Below are 20,113 nucleotides of genomic sequence, written 5' to 3'. Positions count from 1 at the left end.
GTCTTTACTCCCGTACAGGTTTATTTAAGGATTTCTTTTAAAAAAGCTTCTTTATAAGCCCTTCCAATTGGGATTTTTCCACCACCCGCAAGGTACACCTGATTTCCCATCAATTTTTCAATCTTATCCACATTGATGATATGTGATTTGTGTACCCGTTTAAATTGATGGTCAGGTAAAGATTCTAACCAATATCGAAGCGGTTCATGGGATAGGTATTTTTTTTGAGGTGTCACAACTTCGGTATAATCCGAATCTGAATCAATATGTTCTATCGCATTTAGGTCAACCTTAATGTGCTCATGACCCGATTTTATATAGATGTATCTTCTTTGCTCCTCTTGCGACATTTCAGCTTGTTGGGATACGTCCTGTTTTTGGTTCGAAGGAACTTTGGCTATTGCTTTTAAAAATCTTTGGAACGAAAAGGGCTTCAATAAATAGTCAACGACATTCAACTCATAGCTTTCCAAGGCATACTCGGAAAAAGCGGTTGTCAAAATAACATGGGGAGGGTTTGGTAAGGTCTTTAAAAAATCAAGTCCTGAAATTTTAGGCAAATTGATGTCCAAAAACAATAGGTCAACCTTTTCTGATTTAAGAAACTCCATGGCGAGCAAGGCATCGGAAAATATTCCCTTGAGCTCCAAAGTGTTCACATCTTCAATGAATTTTTTCAAGATGCGCTGGGCAGGTGGTTGATCTTCAATGATGATACATCTCATAGGATTAAGATTTTTCCAGTTCCATGGTCAAGGATACTGAAAATTGATTATTATCCTCCTCTACCCGAAATTGATGTTTATTGGGATACAACAATTGTAGCCGTTTTTTAACATTCTCCAATCCAATTCCTTTGGCAACGGAGCCCATACCATCTACAAGTTCAAAGTTATTCGTACACCTAAACTGCAATTGATCGCCCTTTTGGGTAACTTCAATATCAATTTCGATATCAGAAGACTGCCCAGATTGACTGTGCTTGAAGGCATTTTCAATGAATACAATCAAAATAAGTGGTGCAATCTTATAACCCGATTGAATATGGTTCGCTCCAAATTGCACATTTCCCCTTTCCTCTATCTGCAATTTGTACAACTTTATAAAGTTACCCAGCTGTTCTATTTCCTTTTTTAAGGGAACCAATTTTTCCTTGCATTCATAGAGCATATATCGCAGTACTCCGCTCATTTCCAAAATAATTTCTGGAGTCTTTGGAGAGTTTTCCAAAGCATAGGAATATAAGTTGTTCAAATTATTGAACAGAAAGTGTGGATTGATCTGTGATCTTAAAAATTGAAGTTCGCTTTCTTGTACCGCACTTTTTAGTTCATCTATCTGTTTTTGCTTTTGTAAAGCATCCCATCCAAATTTAAATCCAGATAGAATTGCAATTACCGGAACAATGTCAAAAAAGGCGTAGTAAATTCCTGGAAATACCCTGGCCCGCCTAGTGCCAGCATAAAAAATCTGTTCTAAAACAAGTTCTTCCAGTAGAATGACCCCAATGATCACCAACAGCACGCTGCCGAAAAACTTCCATTGCTTCTTTTTGTATAAAAAATTGGGCATCAAATAATACGCAATAATAGCAGCCGCCAAGGCGTAGCTTAAAAAGAACAGTACTTCGGGTAAATCAATATGGGGGTGATCCCGGTCAAAAGAATAGAACAAAAAGACCAGAAGGTGCAGTATAATCTGAAAGACAAGTTCCTTTCGGGTAATCAAATTTTCAATTTTATGCGATCGCAAAGCTATTCGACATAAGGTAACAAAAGAAATGCAATACTGTAAACAACATTTTTACTGCCTTGAACAACAATGGAAATGTTAAATTTTCTTAATCCTTGTCGATTGGGGCAATAGGGATGTTGTTCACAGAATTTACCCCACATTTTTTCCAGTTCCATGCCATCTTTGAAGAAGAAACCAAATTACGCATGACAATTTTTAAAGTCCCACAACATAGTTTGTTACTAAGTTTAGCGCTCTTACTTTCATTTTGGACCATGGAAGCGCAGGTAAAAACCGTTGAATTTACCGGGAAGGTAGTAGACACATCAACTGGGCAGGCGGTCGCTTATGCCACGGTAATGGTAGCCGATAACAGTACGAAGAAAGCTATTGTTGGTACCACCACCCTTGAAGATGGTTCTTTTGCGTTGAAAACGGATGCGACAAACTATTATATTGAAATCAGTTTTATTGGGTTTGAAAAGAAAATAATCCAACCTCCATCTTCCAATGTTTCCAGTGTAGATTTAGGGACTATTGAAATTGCGGAAGATGCCCAAAAATTGGAAGAAGTAGTGGTTGAAGGCGAAGTTTCCAAAACAGTTTTCAAGCTGGACAAACGGGTATTCAATGTTGGAAAGGACTTGAGCAGTACAGGGGCAAGTGCCCTGGAAGTATTGAACAATGTGCCGTCGGTAAATGTGAACATTGAAGGACAAATTAGTTTAAGGGGAAGTCAAGGGGTTCAGGTGCTCATCAATGGAAAACCATCCATCATCGCCAGTGATGAGAGTAATGCACTAGGAACCATTACGGCCGACATGATCGATCGCGTGGAAGTTATCACCAATCCATCTGCAAAATATGATGCGGAGGGTACTTCAGGTATCATCAATATTGTGATCAAAAAAGAGGAAAGAAGAGGATTAAATGGTTCCGTCTCTGTCAACACCGGTGCTCCGGACAGCCATAGCGTAGGCATCAGCTTAAATCGTAGAACGGAAAAATTCAATCTTTTCACCCAGTTGGGTGCAGGTTATCGCGAATTGCCCAATGATCGGGAAAGTAGAAATACCGATTTGATCAACAACACAACCATTTTGTCCATTGGAGAAGAATTTAGAAATGAGGCCTATTACAATTTTGTGTTGGGAACGGACTATTACTTCAGTCCCACAAGTGTTTTGACGCTTTCAGGAAATTTCGCACTGGAAATTGAAGACCAACCTTCCACGACCAACTTCACTTCTATTTCCGATGGTGATATTGTTACGTCGCAATGGGAACGAACTGAGGTTACCGAGGCTACAAACCCTAAATTTCAATACGAACTGCAATACAAAAAAGATTTTGAAGGAGATGAAGACCATACACTTTTGTTCAGCGCTTTAGGGAACTTTTTTGGTAAAGATCAATCTTCAGAGTTTACAGACGCGACCATTTCAGGGGCAGACAACGATGATTCACAGCTGACCAGAACAGATTTCAAGGAAGCGGTTTTCACTTTTAAATTGGACTATACCAAACCCTTTACCAAGGAATTGACTTTGGAAACTGGTGCACAATATGTGCTGAATGACGTCAGCAACGATTATGAAGTTCAAAATCTGATTAACGGAGCATTTGAAATCGATCCAGGCCTAACCAACATTTTTGAATATGACCAAAAAGTATTGGGTCTATATACCACAGGTGCCTACGAGGGAAAAAAGTGGGGAATAAAAGGAGGGGTACGTATGGAGCAGACCAACTTAAATACCTTTTTGACAAACACCGGTGAAGATAATTCCCAAGATTATTCCAATCTGTTCCCGAGTCTTCATACTTCCTATAAATTTTCCGAGAAAGTTTCATTGCAAGCGGGGTACTCCAAGCGAATTTACCGACCAAGATTATGGGACTTGAATCCCTTTTTCAATATTCGAAACAACTTTAGCATTCGCCAGGGAAATCCAGACCTGCTTCCAGAATTCACGGATTCTTATGAGGTTACCACTATTTTCTTCATTGGAAAAACTGCACTGAACCTTGGGATATATCACCGGTATACCACAGATGTCATTGAACGTATCTCCACTTTTGAAAACAACGTGAACACGACAAGACCTGAAAATATTGGCACCAATAAAACCAATGGAATAGAGTTCAACACAAAATACAGCCCTGCAAGGTGGTTGACTTTTAATGCTGATTTCAATTACAACCAGTTTAGCCGAGAGGGAATTTTTGAGGAAGTTGTATTCGATTTTAATGCGGATAATTGGTCTTCAAAACTTATGACCAAACTAAAATTACCTGCTGATATTGACCTAGAAACTACCGGAAACTACAGATCTAGATATCAAACTGTGCAAGGTGAGGTCAATGACTACCTTTTTATGGATCTAGGTGTCCGTAAGAAGTTAATGAAAGGAAAAGCCATTTTGAACCTGAGTGTTAGGGACGTTTTCGCCTCCAGAATCAGCGAAAGTCAAATTGCGCAAGCTGATTTTGAGGTGTACAATCGTCGCCTAAGAGGTCGGTTTGTTGCCTTTGGTTTCAGCTATGGTTTTGGAAAAGGTGAAGCCATGCAGTATTCGGGTGGGCGTAGGAGGTAAAAGATTTCGGTGGGCAGTAGTCAGTACTCTGAAATCTGACTTCTGACTTCTGACTTCTGACTTCTGACTTCTGACTTCTGACTTCTGACTTCTGATATATTAACCTAAACTCGCCAAACTCTTTTCCAAAGTCTCTATTTTGGCCTCGGCATCGGCAGCCTTCTTTTTTTCAATAGCCACTACTTTTTCAGGCGCGTTGTTCACAAAACGTTCGTTGCTCAATTTCTTTTGAACGGATTGTAAAAAGCCTTTGGTATAGTTTAATTCTTCCGTGATTTTTTTGATTTCTGCCTCAATATCAATGGCACCGCTTATCGGAATAAAATATTCGTTGCTCTTCACCCTAAAACTTAATGCACCATCCAAAGTAGCATCAACCGTTTCTATTTTTGACAAATTGGTCAATTTGGTGATGATCACATCCATTTGACCACTTCCATTTTCGCTATTTAAAACGGATAGTTCTAAAGCTTCTTTCTGAGGAATGTTTTTCTCTTTTCGAATCGTTCTAATCCCAGAAATCACCTCAGTGGCAAAGTCAAAATCCGCTATAATGGAAGCATCTATTTCTCCCTGTTGTGGCCATTGCGATACAATCAAAGCCTGTTCCGGGGTACGCTCTGCGATATGCTGCCAAACTTCCTCGGATAAAAAAGGCATAAACGGGTGCAAAATCTTAAGATTTTGCTCGAACAGATGGATTACAGCCTCATAAGTAGCCTTATCAATGGGTTTTTGATAGGCAGGTTTTACAATTTCCAACAACCAGGAACAGAAATCATCCCAAACCAGCTTGTAAATAGCCATTAGGGCATCAGAAATTCGATATTTGGAGAAATGGTCCTCTATTTCCAACAAGACTTGGTTAAATCTATTTGTATACCAATCGATACCAATTTTAGCGGCTTCAGGTTGTGTTAAATCAGCTACTTCCCAACCTTTTACCAATCTGAACGCATTCCAGATCTTATTGGCAAAGTTTTTCCCTTGTTGACAAAGGGCCTCATCGAACATCAGATCGTTCCCGGCGGCAGAACTCAATAGCAATCCTACCCGAACACCATCGGCACCAAAATCCTCAATCAACTTTAGGGCATCAGGGGAATTCCCCAATTGTTTCGACATCTTTCTACGCTGTTTATCACGAACCAATCCGGTCAGATACACATTTTCAAAAGGTCGTTTTCCTTTGTATTCATATCCCGAAATAATCATTCGGGCCACCCAGAAAAACAAAATGTCGGGTCCTGTTACCAAATCACTGGTTGGATAATAATAGTTTACCTCATCATTTTCAGGCTCCAATATCCCCCCAAAAACACTTATCGGCCACAACCACGAAGAAAACCAAGTATCCAGAACATCAGGATCTTGTCGTAAATCGGATTCCTGGATCGCTGGATTTTTAGTTTGCGCTTTTTTAAGTGCTTCTTCGCGTGTTTCCGCAACTACAAAATCATTCTTTCCATCCCCATAATAATAAGCAGGAATCTGCTGTCCCCACCATAATTGACGGGAAATATTCCAATCCCGGATATTTTCCATCCAATGGCGATAGGTGTTTTCAAACTTCTTAGGATAAAGCTTGATATCATTTGTCTTCAACACCCCTTCAAGGGCTGGTTTGGCCAAATTCTCCATTTTCAAGAACCACTGATCGGATAATCTAGGCTCTATAACAGCTTTGGTGCGTTCCGAAGTACCAACTTTGTTGGTATGTTGCTCGGTTTTAACCAAAAAGCCCTTTTCCTCCAACTCTTTGGAGATTTCTTTACGTACAACAAACCTATCCTTGCCCTGGTAATGCAGTCCATAGGAATTTAGGGAAGCATCTTCATTGAATATGTCGATAACCTCTAAGTTGTGCTTATCCCCAAGGTTTTTATCGTTTTCATCATGTGCAGGCGTCACTTTTAAGCATCCCGTACCGAACTCGATATCCACATAATCATCTTCAACGATAGGAATAACACGGTTGCAAATGGGAACGATTACCTTTTTTCCCCTTAAATGATGGTATCTCTCGTCATTTGGATTGATACAGACCGCGGTATCTCCCAAAATGGTCTCTGGACGTGTAGTAGCAATGGTAACCTTCTCGTCTGCACCTTCAATTTGGTACGCCAGATAGTATAAAGTCCCTTGTTTCTCCTCATAAATCACTTCTTCATCAGAAAGCGTGGTTTTTGCCTCTGGATCCCAATTTACCATTCGATATCCGCGATAAATGAGTCCTTTTTCATATAAATCCACAAAAACCTTGATCACTGAGGCTGACATATCGTCATCCATAGTGAATTTTGTACGGTCCCAATCACACGAACAGCCCAGTTTTTTAAGCTGTTGCAGAATTACTCCGCCATACTCATTGGTCCAGTCCCAAGCATGTTTTAGGAACTCTTCACGTGACAAATCGGCCTTCGCTATACCTTCATCCTTCAATTTGGCAACAACCTTGGCCTCTGTGGCAATCGAAGCATGGTCCATTCCTGGTACCCAACATGCATTTTTCCCTAGAAGTCTGGCCCTACGAATCAGAACATCCTGCAGGGTATTATTAAGCATATGGCCCATATGTAGCACTCCCGTGACGTTGGGAGGGGGAATGACTATGGTATAGGGCTCCCTTTCATCTGGTTTTGAACTAAAAAAATCGTGTTTTGTCCAGTAATCGTACCAGTGCTCTTCTACCCTATTGGGCTCATATTTTGATGGAATTTCCATTTTTCGGTATAGTTTTTGTCTTTTTTGACCCGGATTGGTGTCTGGATGTGGTTTTGCAATATTAATTTATTGTAATTCCTCGGCTAAAGGCCAATCCTGAAATACGAAACAAAAATAAGTAACGTTATTACATAACAAAAGAATTTTGGATGCAGGTGTGAAAACATTTACATTTGAAGTTCACCCAAAACTAGAAATGATGAAAAAATCTGTACTCATGTTATTTGTTGGGCTTCTTTCTCTAGGGATTTATGCCCAGGAAGCAACGGCAAAAATTGAATTCAAAAACGAGACCATTGATTATGGGGAAATTGCCAAAGGAAGCGATGGTGTCCGTATTTTCGAATTTACCAACACAGGTACTGCACCATTGGTGATCAGCAATGTAAAATCTAGCTGCGGATGTACCATTCCGAAGAAACCTGAAGATCCTATTTTACCAGGTAAAACAGGTTCTATTCAGGTAAAGTATGATACCAATAGGGTCGGGCCCATCAGAAAGGCCATTACAGTGACCTCAAACGCAGATACTCCTACAAAGGTTCTCAAAATCAAAGGAACCGTAAAAGCTGAAGGAGCTAAATAAAGAAACGTAAATATTTATAGTGAAGAAAGCCTTTTCGAAGATTCGGGAAGGCTTTTTTATTCGAATACATTTTTCAAAACAAAGGAGAACAACAAATCACGGTTATACCGTTCGATAAGCACGCGAACACGTTTTCCCTCCCTTTCGTTCAACATCTTTAGAACTTCTTGAAGTTTATAATTGTGGATTTTCTTTCCGTTCACTGCTAAAATCACATCGCCCTCCTGCAGTCCTGCTTCTGCTGCCGGACTTCCTGCGCGTATACCCGAGACCACAATTTCAGGAACCAGACTTAGTCTCGTTTTGTTTTCGAACAAAATCTGGACATTTCCAAAGGTATCCTCATCATCTTGAATGATACCCCTAAAATCGGCAAGACTCTCCGCGATATACCTAAGCCCATTATGTTGCAAGGCAATACCTGCTAAATTGTATTGAAATGGAGCCCTATAATTGCCATTCTTTTTGAGGGTTACCTCGCCATTGGCATAGTCAAAAATCAAGTTGAATCGTTTAAGAATCTCACCCCCTACACTTCCATTTCGGTCTCCTAAGTTCTTGAGGTAACTATAGGATTCGCGATATGGGAAGGCCGCCTTTGCATCTTTTAATTCAAAATTCCCTATCCTGATTCCGCTCACTTTGGTGCGCTTTCCGAAAATATCCCCACTGAGTCCGCGTCCTAAGTAATCTTCATAGTTTTTTTCCGGAATCTCCAATCCTTGTTCAGGTTGATGAAAGAGCCATAAAGCATCGCTACTTCCCGTATCCACCAACAGTTTGACCGGAACGTCTTCCTCGTCCTTCATTAACACCGTGCCTTCAACATAGGCTTTTCTGCGTTCAATATGTAATGGCAGCGTCTGGGACCTGCTATGTTTATCACGTTTATATAAATTGGGATTATGAAGCTTTATATGTCGAGAGCTATAATTGATTTCCACAACAAAATCCCTAAACAGATCATATCCGAGGATTCCATGTACAGGAATTCCCAGGGATGTAGAGAAGTTGATGTTCTTGTCCAAAACCACATACAAGTCTTGATTGTAGTTCCTAACCTTACCGAGCCTGAATTTATTCCGCAAGGAACTAAGCGCCTTCATGGGTTCTCCCTCTCCCAAACCCCTAATGGTTACTTCGGAAACATTGTTGATTTGAATGGAATCTTGATCTGAAAGGTTAAATAATATAGGTTTGCTCACCCCTGAATCCAGGACAAAGGTCAAATCCGCCCCATTGATTTCCACAGGAATGATAATGAGATTGTTGATCAGTTCAAATCGAATTTTCTGATACTTCTCGTTCTTTGGTAATTTGAATCCCTGTGCAGAAACCAAAAAGGGAAGCATGACAAAAAGAATCACAAAAAAATGTAGGTTTTTTTTCAATTTGCTTACTTCTAAACGGTTATCTCTATTAAAGATACAAAATATTGCAAAAAATTCCTTCTATTTAACATTCCGTTGCAATTCAAATAATAGCATAATGAGTTGTTTTCGTGTATTGGTTTTCTCATTTTTGCTAAAATTTAATGCATGCCTGGTATATCCAAAAAAGGGAGGCAGATGCCAGCTTCTCCAATCCGAAAGTTGGTGCCTTTTGCCGAAGCGGCCAAGAAAAGAGGCACCCACGTAATCCATTTAAATATTGGACAGCCCGATATAAAGACACCTAAGGTTGCGCTGGATGCCGTTAGAAATCACAATATTGACGTACTTGCGTACAGTATGACCGAGGGTTCCGAAGCGTACAGAACCAAAATAGCGGCCTATTATGCCAAAAACGATATTCATGTAGCTTCTGAAGACATCATTGTTACCACAGGTGGTTCTGAGGCCTTATCTTTTGTGATGGGTACAATTATGGATGCTGAGGATGAAATCATCATCCCGGAGCCTTTTTACGCCAATTATAACGGTTTTGCGACCGCTTTAGGGGTTAAAGTAGTGCCCATTGTATCACGCATTGAGGATAATTTTGCATTGCCACCTATTTCGGATTTTGAAAAGTTGATTGGCCCTAGAACCAAAGCCATTCTGATATGCAATCCGGGAAACCCCACAGGATACTTGTACAGTGAGGCTGAGATTCAGCAGTTGGCAACTTTGGTCAAAAAACACAATCTGTTTTTAATTGCCGACGAGGTTTACAGGGAGTTTACCTATGAAGGCAGGGTGCATTATTCCATTTTGCAGGAAGAGGGACTTGAAGAACATGCAGTTATTGTGGATTCAGTATCAAAACGATACAGTATGTGCGGAGCCCGTATTGGATGTCTTGTTTCCAAAAATAAAAATGTAATTCAAACAGCCTTAAAGTTTGCCCAAGCCCGGCTTTCCCCTCCTACTTTTGCCCAAATTGCAAGTGAGGCGGCCTTGGATACGCCTCAATCCTATTTTGATGACGTAATAGAGGAATATGCGGAGCGAAGAAATATTCTTATTTCAGAGCTTCAAAAATTGGATGGAGTTCGCGTTGCCGTTCCCCAAGGAGCATTTTATTGTGTTGTGGAGCTTCCTATTGAAAATTCCGACGATTTTGCCCAATGGCTTTTGGAAGAATTTGAGATTGATGGATATACGGTGATGGTTGCTCCCGCTGCTGGGTTTTACGCCACAAAAGGATTGGGAACCAATCAGATACGTATTGCCTATGTACTTGAAAAAGAACTACTTATAAAAGCGGTACAAATTTTGGGCGAAGCTTTGAAAACGTATAACCCTTAGTGAATATTCAAGAAAACATATCACTTAAGAATTACAATACCTTCGGTATAGATGTCGAGGCCAAGGCTTTTGTTGAAATAAAGGGATTGGCTCAACTCCAAAAAGTATTGGAATTAAAGGCGTTCCCGGAAAAGTTCATTATTAGCGGGGGTAGCAATATGTTGCTAACCCGAGATATTGACGCACTTGTAATGTATATCAATCTTAAAGGCATTTCGGTTGTTGAGGAAAATGATGAAGAGGTTGTTTTAAAGATTATGGCCGGTGAAAATTGGCATGATCTGGTACTTTGGACCTTGGAAAAAGGATATGGAGGCCTGGAAAACCTGTCATTGATTCCAGGCAATGTGGGAACAGCTCCGATTCAGAATATCGGAGCCTATGGTGTGGAGCTTAAAGATGTTTTTGAAAGTTGTGCTGCCATGGAAATTGCTACCGGTGAGCTCATTGCCTTTGACACAGCAGCTTGTAAATTTGGGTATAGGGATTCCATTTTTAAAAATGAAGCAAAAGGGAAATACATTATTACCTCTGTGACCCTAAAACTCACGAAGAAAAATCACGTTTTGAACACAGGTTATGGAGCTATAGAGGGTGAGCTTAAGGAAAATGGGATTGTTTATCCTACCATACGCGATGTTTCAAACGCCGTTATAAAGATTCGTCAAAGCAAATTGCCCGACCCGAAAGAGATTGGAAATAGTGGCAGTTTTTTTAAAAACCCGGTAGTTTCCAAAAAAACATATCAAAAACTAAAAAAGCATAATCCGGAGATGCCCTCCTATGAAGTGGACGGAGATCAGTTTAAAATTCCAGCAGGTTGGCTAATAGAACAGTGCGGTTTTAAGGGCAAGCGCTATGGAGATGCCGGAATTCATGAAAAACAAGCTCTTGTGTTGGTAAACCATGGAAATGCAAGTGGAGAAGAGCTGCTAAAATTGGCTGAACTTGTTCAAAAGACGGTCAACGAACAATTCAATATTCGAATCACCCCAGAGGTGAACATCATAAAATAACCCCCGCATCGCAACGATAACAGGGGTTATACCAAACCAAACTAACCAAAATTGTATATACTTTATGTATAATTGCTGGCTTTATATAAGTTTACAAATCCAACAAATAATCGTTTTTCTAACTTAACGTTGTAGTATATACGAGATAAACATTATTTTAGATTTTAGCCCCCTAAAATTTTACCTTAACCACCCTTTGATGAGTACACTGATTGAAAGACATATTGTTTCACTTCTTGCCGAAAAGGACGACAAGGCCATATCGTTGTTATATGACAACTATGGAGATACCTTGTTTGGTGTAGCTTATAAAGTTGTAAAAGACGAAGATTTGGCACAGGATATTCTGCAGGAAAGCTTTGTCAAAATCTGGAAAAAAGCGGATACTTATGATCCATCCAAGGCAAAACTCTTTACCTGGCTCTTTCGAATTACAAGAAATACGGCCATAGATAAACTGCGAAGTATAAACAATAAATCGGATAAAGAAGTCCAAATAGACGTTTCAGACGTATATAACCTAGGAGTCAGTGACATTCGTCCTGAATTTATGGACGTCCAGGAAAATCTTGACAAGATAGAGCCCAAATACAAAATCGTGTTGGAGGCCCTGTTTTTCGAGGGAATGACGCAGCAAGAAGCAAGTGAGGAACTGGATATTCCGTTAGGAACGGTCAAGTCGAGACTTAAAATTGGCCTAAGGGAATTAGGCAAGATTTATGGTACGGGTATCGCACAACTCCTATTGATAATTTTATTGTCATGAAAGAAAAAGTACAACATTTTTTAGATTCCGACATACTGGAAAAATACCTTTTGGGGGATACTACAAAGGAGGAAACCCTTAAGGCGGAACGTTATATTGCCATGTATCCTGAGGTAAGGGAAACTTATGACCAATTACAGGACAACCTGGAGGCTTTCGCCAAAATGTACGCCAGAAAGACCCCCGAAGGGCTAAAAGAAATCATTCTTCACAGTGCCAAAAAGGAAAAGGCAGTAAAAATGAAATTCTACCGCTACGCGGTTGCTGCAAGTGTGGCCATTTTGCTGTTTGCTGGATTCTCGTATTTCCAATGGGAACAGAACAAGAGTTTGCAGGAAGAAAACACCTTGGTCACTACCCAGATGAACAATCTGCAGCAAAACATGCAAAATCAGCTGGAGGACATTAGAAACCAATTTATCGTGCTGAACAACCCAGCTACCAGAAAGTATGCTGTTAACGGCAAAAGAGAAGGTAAGGAACTAAAGGCCATCGCTTATATCAATCCTGTAAAGAAGTTGTCTTACATCAACGTCAGCAATGTACCGAACCTACCGGAAAACAAGTGTTTCCAAATGTGGGCAGAGGTCAACGGCGAGCTTGTAAACCTAGGTGTTATCAAGCAATTTGATGATAAGGATAAGCTTTTGGCGCTACCCTATGCCGAAAATGCCGTGGGTTACATTACTATTGAACCAGAAGGTGGAAACACTTCCCCTACGGTCAAGAATATTGTAGCCAACATTTCCTATTAATTTATATAGTCAAAGTATTGCCAAACTTCGGCAGCTTTAGGTAGGTATTTTGTACCTTTGCCTAAAATTTGGGATATGAAGTTAGCATTGTTGACCATTGGTCTTTTGGGACTTGCTTTTGCTGGAATTGCAATAAAGATATGGTCCAAAAAAGACGGGAAATTCGCAGGAACTTGCGCCAGTCAAAATCCGTATCTGAACAAAGAAGGTGAAGCCTGCGGTTTTTGTGGAAAACTTCCCAGTGAGCAAGAATGCAAAAAAGATTCTGTCCCGGAGCTTCATTAACCCTTGTTTGAACGTCCCACAAAACTAGTTTTTTGTTAAAAGCCGAAAATTCCATTCAAGAAAACATCAAAAAGGCCAAAGATGGAAATCAAATAGCCTTTAGCATACTCTTGGATACCTTTTGGAATGATGTTTATGCATTTCAAATGGCCCGTACCAAAAATGAAAATGATGCGGAGGACATTACCATACGGACATTTTCCAAGGCATTTGACAAAATAAATTCCTACGACGAGACCTACGAATTCAAGACCTGGCTAATCACCATATCCAAAAACCTGCATGTGGATCTTATCCGTAAGCGAAAAAGGAGTCTTTTGGATGAAATGGATACGGATGGAGATGAGGTAAAAAAAGTATTGGACGAATCCCCTTCTGTCGAAGATCAATTAATTACGGAACAAAATCTGGCCAATCTGCTTCAGGATATCAAAAAATTGAAGCCCCACTACCAAAAGGTCATTAACCTGCGCTATTTCAACGAGTTAAGTTACGCCGAAATTGCCAAGGAACTTAACGAACCTATCAATAATATCAAGGTAAAATTGCTTCGGGCCAAAAAACTTTTGGCAGAAATAATCACCAAAAAGTGACCTGGGACAATCCCTATGGTTTCCTTCCCAGTTTCGTATCTTTGTACTTCAATTTTTTACTATGGGCACAGCCACTGTTGATAATGTTCTACCACCAAAAGGAAAGCCGAAATGGCTTAGGGTAAAACTTCCTACAGGAAAAAAATACACCCAACTAAGGGGATTGGTCGACAAGTACGACCTTCACACCATTTGTACCTCAGGTAGCTGTCCGAATATGGGCGAATGCTGGGGTGAAGGAACGGCTACCTTCATGATATTGGGGAATATCTGTACACGTTCCTGTGGTTTTTGCGGTGTTAAAACCGGGAGACCGGAAAGTGTGGATTGGGCCGAACCCGAAAAAGTGGCCAGATCCATCAAAATTATGAGCATAAAACATGCTGTGGTCACTTCTGTGGACAGGGATGACCTTAAAGACATGGGGTCCATAATTTGGGCCGAAACCATAAAGGCCATACGACGGATGAACCCCGAAACCACATTGGAAACATTAATTCCGGATTTTCAAGGGATTGAAACCCATTTGGATAGAATTCTTGAAGTGGCACCGGAGGTTATCTCCCACAATATGGAAACCGTGAAGCGTCTTACCCGAGAAGTGCGAATTCAGGCCAAATATGAAAGAAGTTTGGGCGTATTGGACTATTTAAAGAAAAATGGGGCCAATAGGACCAAATCCGGAATCATGCTCGGATTGGGTGAAATGGAAGAGGAAGTAATCCAAACCATGGAAGACCTTAGAAAAGTGGATGTTGATGTGGTCACTATTGGGCAGTACCTGCAGCCTTCCAAAAAGCATCTACCTGTAAAAGAGTTCATTTTACCTGAGCAGTTTAAGAAATACGAAGAAATTGGCTTGGAAATGGGCTTTAGGCACGTAGAAAGTGGAGCATTGGTACGTTCTTCGTACAAGGCCCACAAGCATATCGATTAATTCTCTCTCTACATTTTTTTCATGAAACAGCTCAACATTGGTATAAATGGCTTTGGACGTATTGGAAGAACACTGTTCAGGTTGCTGCAGAATCACCCGAACATAAAGGTTGCTGCCATAAATGATTTAACGGATGCCAAAACCCTTGCCCACCTGCTAAAATATGATAGCATACATGGAACATTTGACTGTCAAGTGGATTCCGATGACAATGGCATTGTAGTTAATGGTGAAAAAGCAGCCGTGCTCAACCACGAGCATCCAAAGGATATTGATTGGGCCAAACATGGTGTTGACCTAGTTATTGAAGCTTCTGGTAAGTTCAAAAACAGGGAGGGCTTAACACATCATCTTAATAATGGAGCCAAAAAGGTCATTCTTTCGGTTCCACCTGAGGTCGATGACATTAAAATGGTGGTCATGGGAGTGAATGAGACCTCTATCGGGCTAGATGACCACATCGTCTCCAATGCCTCCTGCACAACAAACAACGCCGCTCCCATGATTAAGGTTGTCAACGAATTATGCGGAATAGAACAGGCCTATATCACAACGGTGCATTCATACACCTCTGACCAAAGTCTGCACGACCGTCCTCATAAGGATTTGAGAAGGTCCAGGGCGGCAAGTCAATCGATTATTCCGACCACAACAGGCGCGGCTAAGGCCTTGACCAAAATCTTTCCAGAATTGTCCGATGTTATTGGAGGTTGTGGCATCAGGGTGCCCGTTCCAAACGGGTCATTGACGGATATTACCTTCAACGTAAAAAAAGAAACTTCGATTGCCGAAATAAATCATACTTTTGAACATTACGCCAACAACCAATTAAAAAACGTACTTTTTTATACGGAAGACCCTATAGTTTCTATTGATATAAACAATAGTTGCTATTCTTGTACGTTTGATTCTTTGATGACCTCCGTTATTGGAAGAATGGTGAAAATAATAGGATGGTACGACAATGAAACTGGGTATTGCTCCAGAATTATTGATTTAATAGCTTTGTTTATAAAGAAAAACTACGTTTGACGCCTAGCTCGATATATAACCATATTTGCAGCGCAAAATGGGTTGTACTGTGCATTTTCCTATGTGCCCAGCTTTCTTTTGGTCAAAACGACGTTAATTCCACCACAGAAGTACAGTCCATTTTCGACAGTTTTAGGGTGTACCGCCATCAAAATAAGATGGACAAAGCATTGGAAACCTTGGACAAGGCCGCCAAAATTGCAGAAAACAATGAAGATGCCAAACTCCTCTTGGATACCTATCACCAATATGCACGCATATTTTTGGAGGAAGGAGATCAGGAGACCACCATTTTTTATCTGGACCGGGCCAGTATTCTTTTAAAGGACCTCTCCTATTCGTACGGGCAGGCTTCCCACAATTACCTTGAGGCCGCACTTCGTTTTGATGAAGGCAACAATTTTCAATCGCTAAAACTTCTAGAGGAGTCTAGAAAACTAAGTAACAATAGAAATCTAGGTAACAACATTCTATTGCTCGAAGCATACATCTTCACCAATATTGAGCGATATGATGATGCCATTAAAAATTTACACGCCCTTATTGTCAATTCCGACGATAAGGAAAGGGCATATCTTGCTACCAAGGCCAACCTTCAATTAGCAAGTATAAGTCTTGAACTCAACGACCTTGAGGAAGGAATAATCCACTCCAAGGCAGCGTTGGAACTGGCACAAAAACATGGCTATTTCAAGGACATTAAAACTGCCAATGAAAGTCTTTCGGCCATCTATGAGAAAAATGGGGATTTTGGAGAGTCGCTGAAATATAAGAAGGCATTGATCCAGATCAAGGATTCCATTTTCAACATTGAAAAGACCAAACTCGAAACAAAGACTGCGGACAAAATACGTTTTGAGCATCAAATGAACGAAATCAACAAGCTCACCGCAAAAAATGAAGAGCTAAGCGAATCTAAAAGTCGTTCGGAAATTACATTGATATTGACCTCTGCGTTTTTGACCATAATATCGTTATTGGCTGTTTCATTGTTCAGAAATAACCAGATCAAGCTGAAGACCAATGATCTTTTATACACCAAGAACAAAGAACTTGAGCTAGCTAGGGATTCCGCGGTTTCCGCCATGGAGGCAAAAACCAACTTCTTGTCAACCGTGACGCACGAACTCCGTACCCCACTGTATGCCGTTACGGGGCTCACGCATTTATTATTGGAAGAAAATCCGGCAGACCATCAAAAAGAACATTTAAAATCCTTGAAGTTTTCGGGTGATTACCTATTGAACTTTATCAACGATATCCTTCAAATCAACAAAATTGATGCGGATAAATTGGAACCTTTGAATATCGAGTTCAAATTGCATAAAGTCCTGAAGGATGTTGTCGATTCATTGCAACAAAATGCCAATGAAAATAATACCAATCTGATCCTTGACTATGACCCCAATATTCCGCTACAGCTGTTGGGTGACCCCATAAAACTGTCACAAATATTCATGAATTTGGTGGGCAACGCCCTGAAATTCACCAAAGAGGGCAAAGTGGAGGTTATTGCCAAGCTCCTCAAAAAAGAAGAGGACAAAGTGAAGCTCTACTTTGAGGTAAAAGATAACGGCATAGGAATATCCGAAGATCAGCAGAAGAACATATTTGACAGTTTCGAGCAAGGTTCGATCCAAATAAACCGTGAGTATGGTGGCACAGGACTTGGACTTACCATTGTGAAGAGTTTGTTAGGCCTATTTGATAGTAAAATCCATTTGGAAAGTGAACTCGGCGAGGGAAGTTCTTTCTTCTTTGAGATGGACCTGAATTGCGATACGAAAGCACTTGAAGAGGTTTCATTCGAATTGTCTGCGGAAGAGTTCGATTTTAAAGGATTGCATTTATTGGTGGTCGAGGACAACAAGATCAATCAGGTCATCACCAAAAAAATGCTCACCAAAAAAGAAATTACCTGCGATATTGCCAACAATGGAAATGAAGCAATCGACTTGGCGAAGACAAATACCTATAATGCCATTTTGATGGACATCCATATGCCTGGTATAAGCGGTGAAGAAGCTACACGACAAATACGAAAGTTCGATCAAGAAATTCCAATTATTGCCCTTACAGCTATTTCCTTGGACGACAGTTTGGACAGCTTCTACGAAGCAGGTTGCAACGACGTAGTGACCAAACCTTTCAAACCTGAAGTTTTCTACCAAAAAATTGGCGAAAACATCTTTCAGAAAAAAGAAGAAGGACTGGTCTAAATTTGAGTCAAAATAACCTCTTTTAGTGTGGCTTGGTCCTTAATCTCAAAACTGTGGGCGACCTCCAAATAGTATAGATTTTCGACTTTCCCATCCAACCGTACAAAATCTTTTTCAGTAGTCAATATCAACTCAAAGTTGGCAAACCCATCAATCTCATTGGCCGTAAAATAGTGATGGTCACCATACTCTAAATGTTCAAATACCAATCCCAAGTTTTTCAAATGGGCCACCAATGGTTCGGGTGAAGCTATTCCCGTTACCAAAGCAAAGTTTTTTCCTTTTAGCGCATCCAATTCGATTACTTCTGAAGCATTTCTTACATTTTCTTGATATATCAAAGTGGAAAAAAGAACTTTTTGATGAGATTGTGGATTTATCCTCTTGGATATCTTTTCTTTCTCTTCCCGAGATATATGAGCTGGGCATTTGGTAACAATGATTACATCCGCGCGCTTCGCTTCACCCTTGCTATCCCTCAAATTACCCGTGGGCAAATACCAATCATCCATAAATAAATTACCATAGGCCGTCAATAAAATGGAAAACTTCGGTTTAACCTTTCTATGCTGAAACGCATCGTCCAAAAGAATCACTTCGGGTTTAACAGAAGCTTCAAGTTGTTCAATTCCATTGCGTCTATCCCTATCAACAGCGACAGTACTATTGGAAAACTTGGTATGCAGTTGAAATGGTTCATCACCGAGATCCTCAACAGTGTTATTAGGTCCAGCCAACAAAAAACCTTTGGATTTTCTTTTATATCCCCGACTCAACACTGCAATTCGGTGCCCATCCAAAAGACGGATCAAAAATTCAATCATAGGTGTCTTTCCAGTCCCACCCACACTAAGGTTACCTATGCAGATTGTAGGTGTATTGTACGATTTGGACTTGAATACACCAATATCGAACAGACGGTTTCTAATAAAAACCACCAAGGCATAGATCAACGAAAATGGAAATGCGATTTTGCGTAGCAATTGCAGCATAAAGCGAAAATATAATATTTTATCTTTAGCCAACTTAAGAAACAGCAAATGAAGGTAAAGGAAATCACTAAAATACTGGAAGAGCTTGCACCGCTGCAGCATGCCGAGGATTTTGACAATGTGGGCCTATTGGTAGGAGATCCCGATATGGTGGTCAAGGGAATTTTAGTAACCCTGGATACCTTGGAAGAGGTTGTAGATGAGGCCATAGCCAAAGGGCACAATCTCATTGTCAGCTTCCATCCTATAATATTTAAGGGATTGAAAAAGCTGACCGGGGTCAATTATGTTGAACGTGTGGTAATCAAGGCCATAACCAACAACATTGCCATTTACAGCATGCATACTGCCTTGGATAACAGCAATGTTGGCGTGAATGCCAAAATCTGTAAGGTTTTAGGTATTCAAAATCCAAAGATTCTTATTCCAAAATCCAATACCATCAAAAAACTGGTTACATACGCACCCGTTGAAGCGGGAGAGCAAGTGAGGTCAGCGTTGTTCCAAGCTGGAGCTGGAGAAGTGGGCCATTATAGCAATTGTAGTTTTAGCACAGAAGGCGTTGGCAGCTTTAAACCTGGTGATGGGGCCAATCCAACCTTGGGAGAAGTTGGACAAGTACATCTGGAAAAAGAAGTACAGATCCATATGATTTTTTCTTTTGAAAAAACATCAAGTGTTCTGAAGGCACTTTTTGAAAGTCACCCCTACGAGGAAGTTGCCTATGAAATTTTGACCCTTGACAATACCAATATGGATATTGGGATGGGAATGGTCGGGGACCTTGAAACCGAAATGCCAGAAGTGGACTTTCTTAAAATGGTAAAGCAGCGCATGAACGCTTCCGTTGTGAGGCATTCCAAATTACTCGGAAAAAAAGTAAAAAAGGTTGCTGTTTTGGGGGGAAGTGGTGCCTTTGCCATCGACGCAGCCAAGAAAGTAAAAGCCGATGTTTTTGTCTCTTCGGACATAAAATATCATGAGTTTTACCAAGCAGAGGGCCAATTGGTCATTGCAGATATCGGGCACTTTGAAACAGAGCAGTTTACAAAAGAGTTATTGGTTGATTATCTTATCAAAAAAATTCCTAATTTTGCAGTCGCGTTATCGGAAAGTATAACAAATCCCATCAAGTATTTATAAAAATT

General features: G+C 40.4%; 17 protein-coding genes. 12 read left to right on the top strand and 5 right to left on the bottom strand.

What is annotated here, in order from left to right:
- Positions 1–20: 20 nt before the first annotated feature.
- Both ACULLH_RS15515 and ACULLH_RS15510 read right to left on the bottom strand, forming a co-directional pair.
- On the bottom strand, positions 21–725 hold the full coding sequence (locus tag ACULLH_RS15515; RefSeq protein ID WP_454089679.1) for a LytR/AlgR family response regulator transcription factor: 705 nt from the start codon (positions 723–725) through the stop codon (positions 21–23).
- 4 nt (positions 726–729) lie between these two features.
- Entirely contained in the window at positions 730–1,728 is a 999-nt protein-coding gene (locus tag ACULLH_RS15510; RefSeq protein WP_454089678.1) for a sensor histidine kinase, read from the bottom strand.
- Positions 1,729–1,940: 212 nt separating this feature from the next.
- Here ACULLH_RS15510 and ACULLH_RS15505 point away from each other — a divergent pair, with 212 nt between their 5' ends.
- Positions 1,941–4,331 (top strand): TonB-dependent receptor domain-containing protein, encoded by a 2,391-nt coding sequence (locus ACULLH_RS15505; protein WP_454089677.1) that lies wholly within the window; start codon positions 1,941–1,943, stop codon positions 4,329–4,331.
- 99 nt (positions 4,332–4,430) lie between these two features.
- Here the strand turns inward: ACULLH_RS15505 and ACULLH_RS15500 are convergent, their stop codons facing one another.
- Entirely contained in the window at positions 4,431–7,055 is a 2,625-nt protein-coding gene (locus ACULLH_RS15500) for a valine--tRNA ligase (RefSeq protein ID WP_454089676.1), read from the bottom strand.
- Positions 7,056–7,251: 196 nt separating this feature from the next.
- On the opposite strand from ACULLH_RS15500, the gene ACULLH_RS15495 reads away from it, so the two are divergent.
- Positions 7,252–7,641, top strand: a complete 390-nt coding sequence (locus ACULLH_RS15495; RefSeq protein WP_454089675.1) for a DUF1573 domain-containing protein — start codon at positions 7,252–7,254, stop codon at positions 7,639–7,641.
- 56 nt (positions 7,642–7,697) lie between these two features.
- Here ACULLH_RS15495 and ACULLH_RS15490 read toward each other — a convergent pair whose 3' ends face one another.
- Positions 7,698–9,032, bottom strand: coding sequence for an aspartyl protease family protein (locus tag ACULLH_RS15490; RefSeq protein WP_454089674.1), 1,335 nt, complete (start codon positions 9,030–9,032; stop codon positions 7,698–7,700).
- A 147-nt stretch (positions 9,033–9,179) separates the two neighbouring features.
- Here ACULLH_RS15490 and ACULLH_RS15485 point away from each other — a divergent pair, with 147 nt between their 5' ends.
- From ACULLH_RS15485 to ACULLH_RS15445, 9 genes are all read left to right on the top strand, one after another.
- A complete protein-coding gene (locus ACULLH_RS15485) occupies positions 9,180–10,370 on the top strand; it encodes a pyridoxal phosphate-dependent aminotransferase (protein ID WP_454089673.1) in 1,191 nt (396 codons plus the stop codon).
- Positions 10,370–11,386 (top strand): UDP-N-acetylmuramate dehydrogenase, encoded by a 1,017-nt coding sequence (gene murB / locus ACULLH_RS15480; RefSeq protein WP_454089672.1) that lies wholly within the window; start codon positions 10,370–10,372, stop codon positions 11,384–11,386. Before ACULLH_RS15485 ends, murB begins: the two co-directional genes overlap by 1 nt.
- A 199-nt stretch (positions 11,387–11,585) precedes the next feature.
- Positions 11,586–12,152 carry an RNA polymerase sigma factor gene (locus ACULLH_RS15475; RefSeq protein WP_454089671.1) on the top strand — a complete coding sequence of 189 codons (567 nt, stop codon included), beginning with the start codon at positions 11,586–11,588 and terminating at the stop codon, positions 12,150–12,152.
- A complete protein-coding gene (locus ACULLH_RS15470; RefSeq protein WP_454089670.1) occupies positions 12,149–12,907 on the top strand; it encodes an anti-sigma factor domain-containing protein in 759 nt (252 codons plus the stop codon). The genes ACULLH_RS15475 and ACULLH_RS15470 overlap by 4 nt, the downstream gene beginning before the upstream one ends.
- Positions 12,908–12,982: 75 nt before the next feature.
- Positions 12,983–13,192: a membrane or secreted protein gene (locus ACULLH_RS15465; RefSeq protein WP_454089669.1), complete on the top strand. Its 210-nt coding sequence runs from the start codon at positions 12,983–12,985 to the stop codon at positions 13,190–13,192.
- Positions 13,193–13,224: 32 nt separating this feature from the next.
- Complete coding sequence (locus ACULLH_RS15460; RefSeq protein ID WP_454089668.1) at positions 13,225–13,785, top strand: RNA polymerase sigma factor; 561 nt, start codon at positions 13,225–13,227, stop codon at positions 13,783–13,785.
- Positions 13,786–13,846: 61 nt separating this feature from the next.
- Positions 13,847–14,722, top strand: a complete 876-nt coding sequence (gene lipA / locus ACULLH_RS15455; RefSeq protein WP_454089667.1) for a lipoyl synthase — start codon at positions 13,847–13,849, stop codon at positions 14,720–14,722.
- A gap of 21 nt (positions 14,723–14,743) precedes the next feature.
- On the top strand, positions 14,744–15,754 hold the full coding sequence (gap, locus tag ACULLH_RS15450; RefSeq protein ID WP_454089666.1) for a type I glyceraldehyde-3-phosphate dehydrogenase: 1,011 nt from the start codon (positions 14,744–14,746) through the stop codon (positions 15,752–15,754).
- 158 nt (positions 15,755–15,912) lie between these two features.
- Positions 15,913–17,973, top strand: a complete 2,061-nt coding sequence (locus ACULLH_RS15445) for an ATP-binding protein (RefSeq protein WP_454089665.1) — start codon at positions 15,913–15,915, stop codon at positions 17,971–17,973.
- On the opposite strand, the gene lpxK is transcribed toward ACULLH_RS15445, so the two are convergent.
- Positions 17,970–18,965 (bottom strand): tetraacyldisaccharide 4'-kinase, encoded by a 996-nt coding sequence (lpxK, locus tag ACULLH_RS15440; RefSeq protein ID WP_454089664.1) that lies wholly within the window; start codon positions 18,963–18,965, stop codon positions 17,970–17,972. The genes ACULLH_RS15445 and lpxK overlap by 4 nt on opposite strands.
- 48 nt (positions 18,966–19,013) lie before the next feature.
- Between lpxK and ACULLH_RS15435 the strand changes: the two genes are divergently transcribed.
- A complete protein-coding gene (locus tag ACULLH_RS15435) occupies positions 19,014–20,108 on the top strand; it encodes a Nif3-like dinuclear metal center hexameric protein (protein ID WP_454089663.1) in 1,095 nt (364 codons plus the stop codon).
- Positions 20,109–20,113 lie beyond the last annotated feature (5 nt).

Source organism: Flagellimonas sp. 2504JD4-2 (assembly GCF_053642935.1).
This window is presented reverse-complemented; position numbering and strand designations above follow the sequence as displayed.

Bases quoted from the DNA above. Each gene is read 5' to 3' on its own strand.
- ACULLH_RS15465 (WP_454089669.1), top strand. From the start codon at position 12,983: ATGAAGTTAGCATTGTTGACCATTGGTCTTTTGGGACTTGCTTTTGCT.
- ACULLH_RS15500 (WP_454089676.1), bottom strand. From the start codon at position 7,055: ATGGAAATTCCATCAAAATATGAGCCCAATAGGGTAGAAGAGCACTGG.
- ACULLH_RS15515 (WP_454089679.1), bottom strand. From the start codon at position 725: ATGAGATGTATCATCATTGAAGATCAACCACCTGCCCAGCGCATCTTG.
- ACULLH_RS15435 (WP_454089663.1), top strand. From the start codon at position 19,014: ATGAAGGTAAAGGAAATCACTAAAATACTGGAAGAGCTTGCACCGCTG.
- gap (WP_454089666.1), top strand. From the start codon at position 14,744: ATGAAACAGCTCAACATTGGTATAAATGGCTTTGGACGTATTGGAAGA.
- ACULLH_RS15495 (WP_454089675.1), top strand. From the start codon at position 7,252: ATGATGAAAAAATCTGTACTCATGTTATTTGTTGGGCTTCTTTCTCTA.
- ACULLH_RS15445 (WP_454089665.1), top strand. From the start codon at position 15,913: ATGGACAAAGCATTGGAAACCTTGGACAAGGCCGCCAAAATTGCAGAA.
- ACULLH_RS15475 (WP_454089671.1), top strand. From the start codon at position 11,586: ATGAGTACACTGATTGAAAGACATATTGTTTCACTTCTTGCCGAAAAG.
- lipA (WP_454089667.1), top strand. From the start codon at position 13,847: ATGGGCACAGCCACTGTTGATAATGTTCTACCACCAAAAGGAAAGCCG.
- ACULLH_RS15470 (WP_454089670.1), top strand. From the start codon at position 12,149: ATGAAAGAAAAAGTACAACATTTTTTAGATTCCGACATACTGGAAAAA.
- ACULLH_RS15485 (WP_454089673.1), top strand. From the start codon at position 9,180: ATGCCTGGTATATCCAAAAAAGGGAGGCAGATGCCAGCTTCTCCAATC.
- ACULLH_RS15505 (WP_454089677.1), top strand. From the start codon at position 1,941: ATGACAATTTTTAAAGTCCCACAACATAGTTTGTTACTAAGTTTAGCG.
- lpxK (WP_454089664.1), bottom strand. From the start codon at position 18,965: ATGCTGCAATTGCTACGCAAAATCGCATTTCCATTTTCGTTGATCTAT.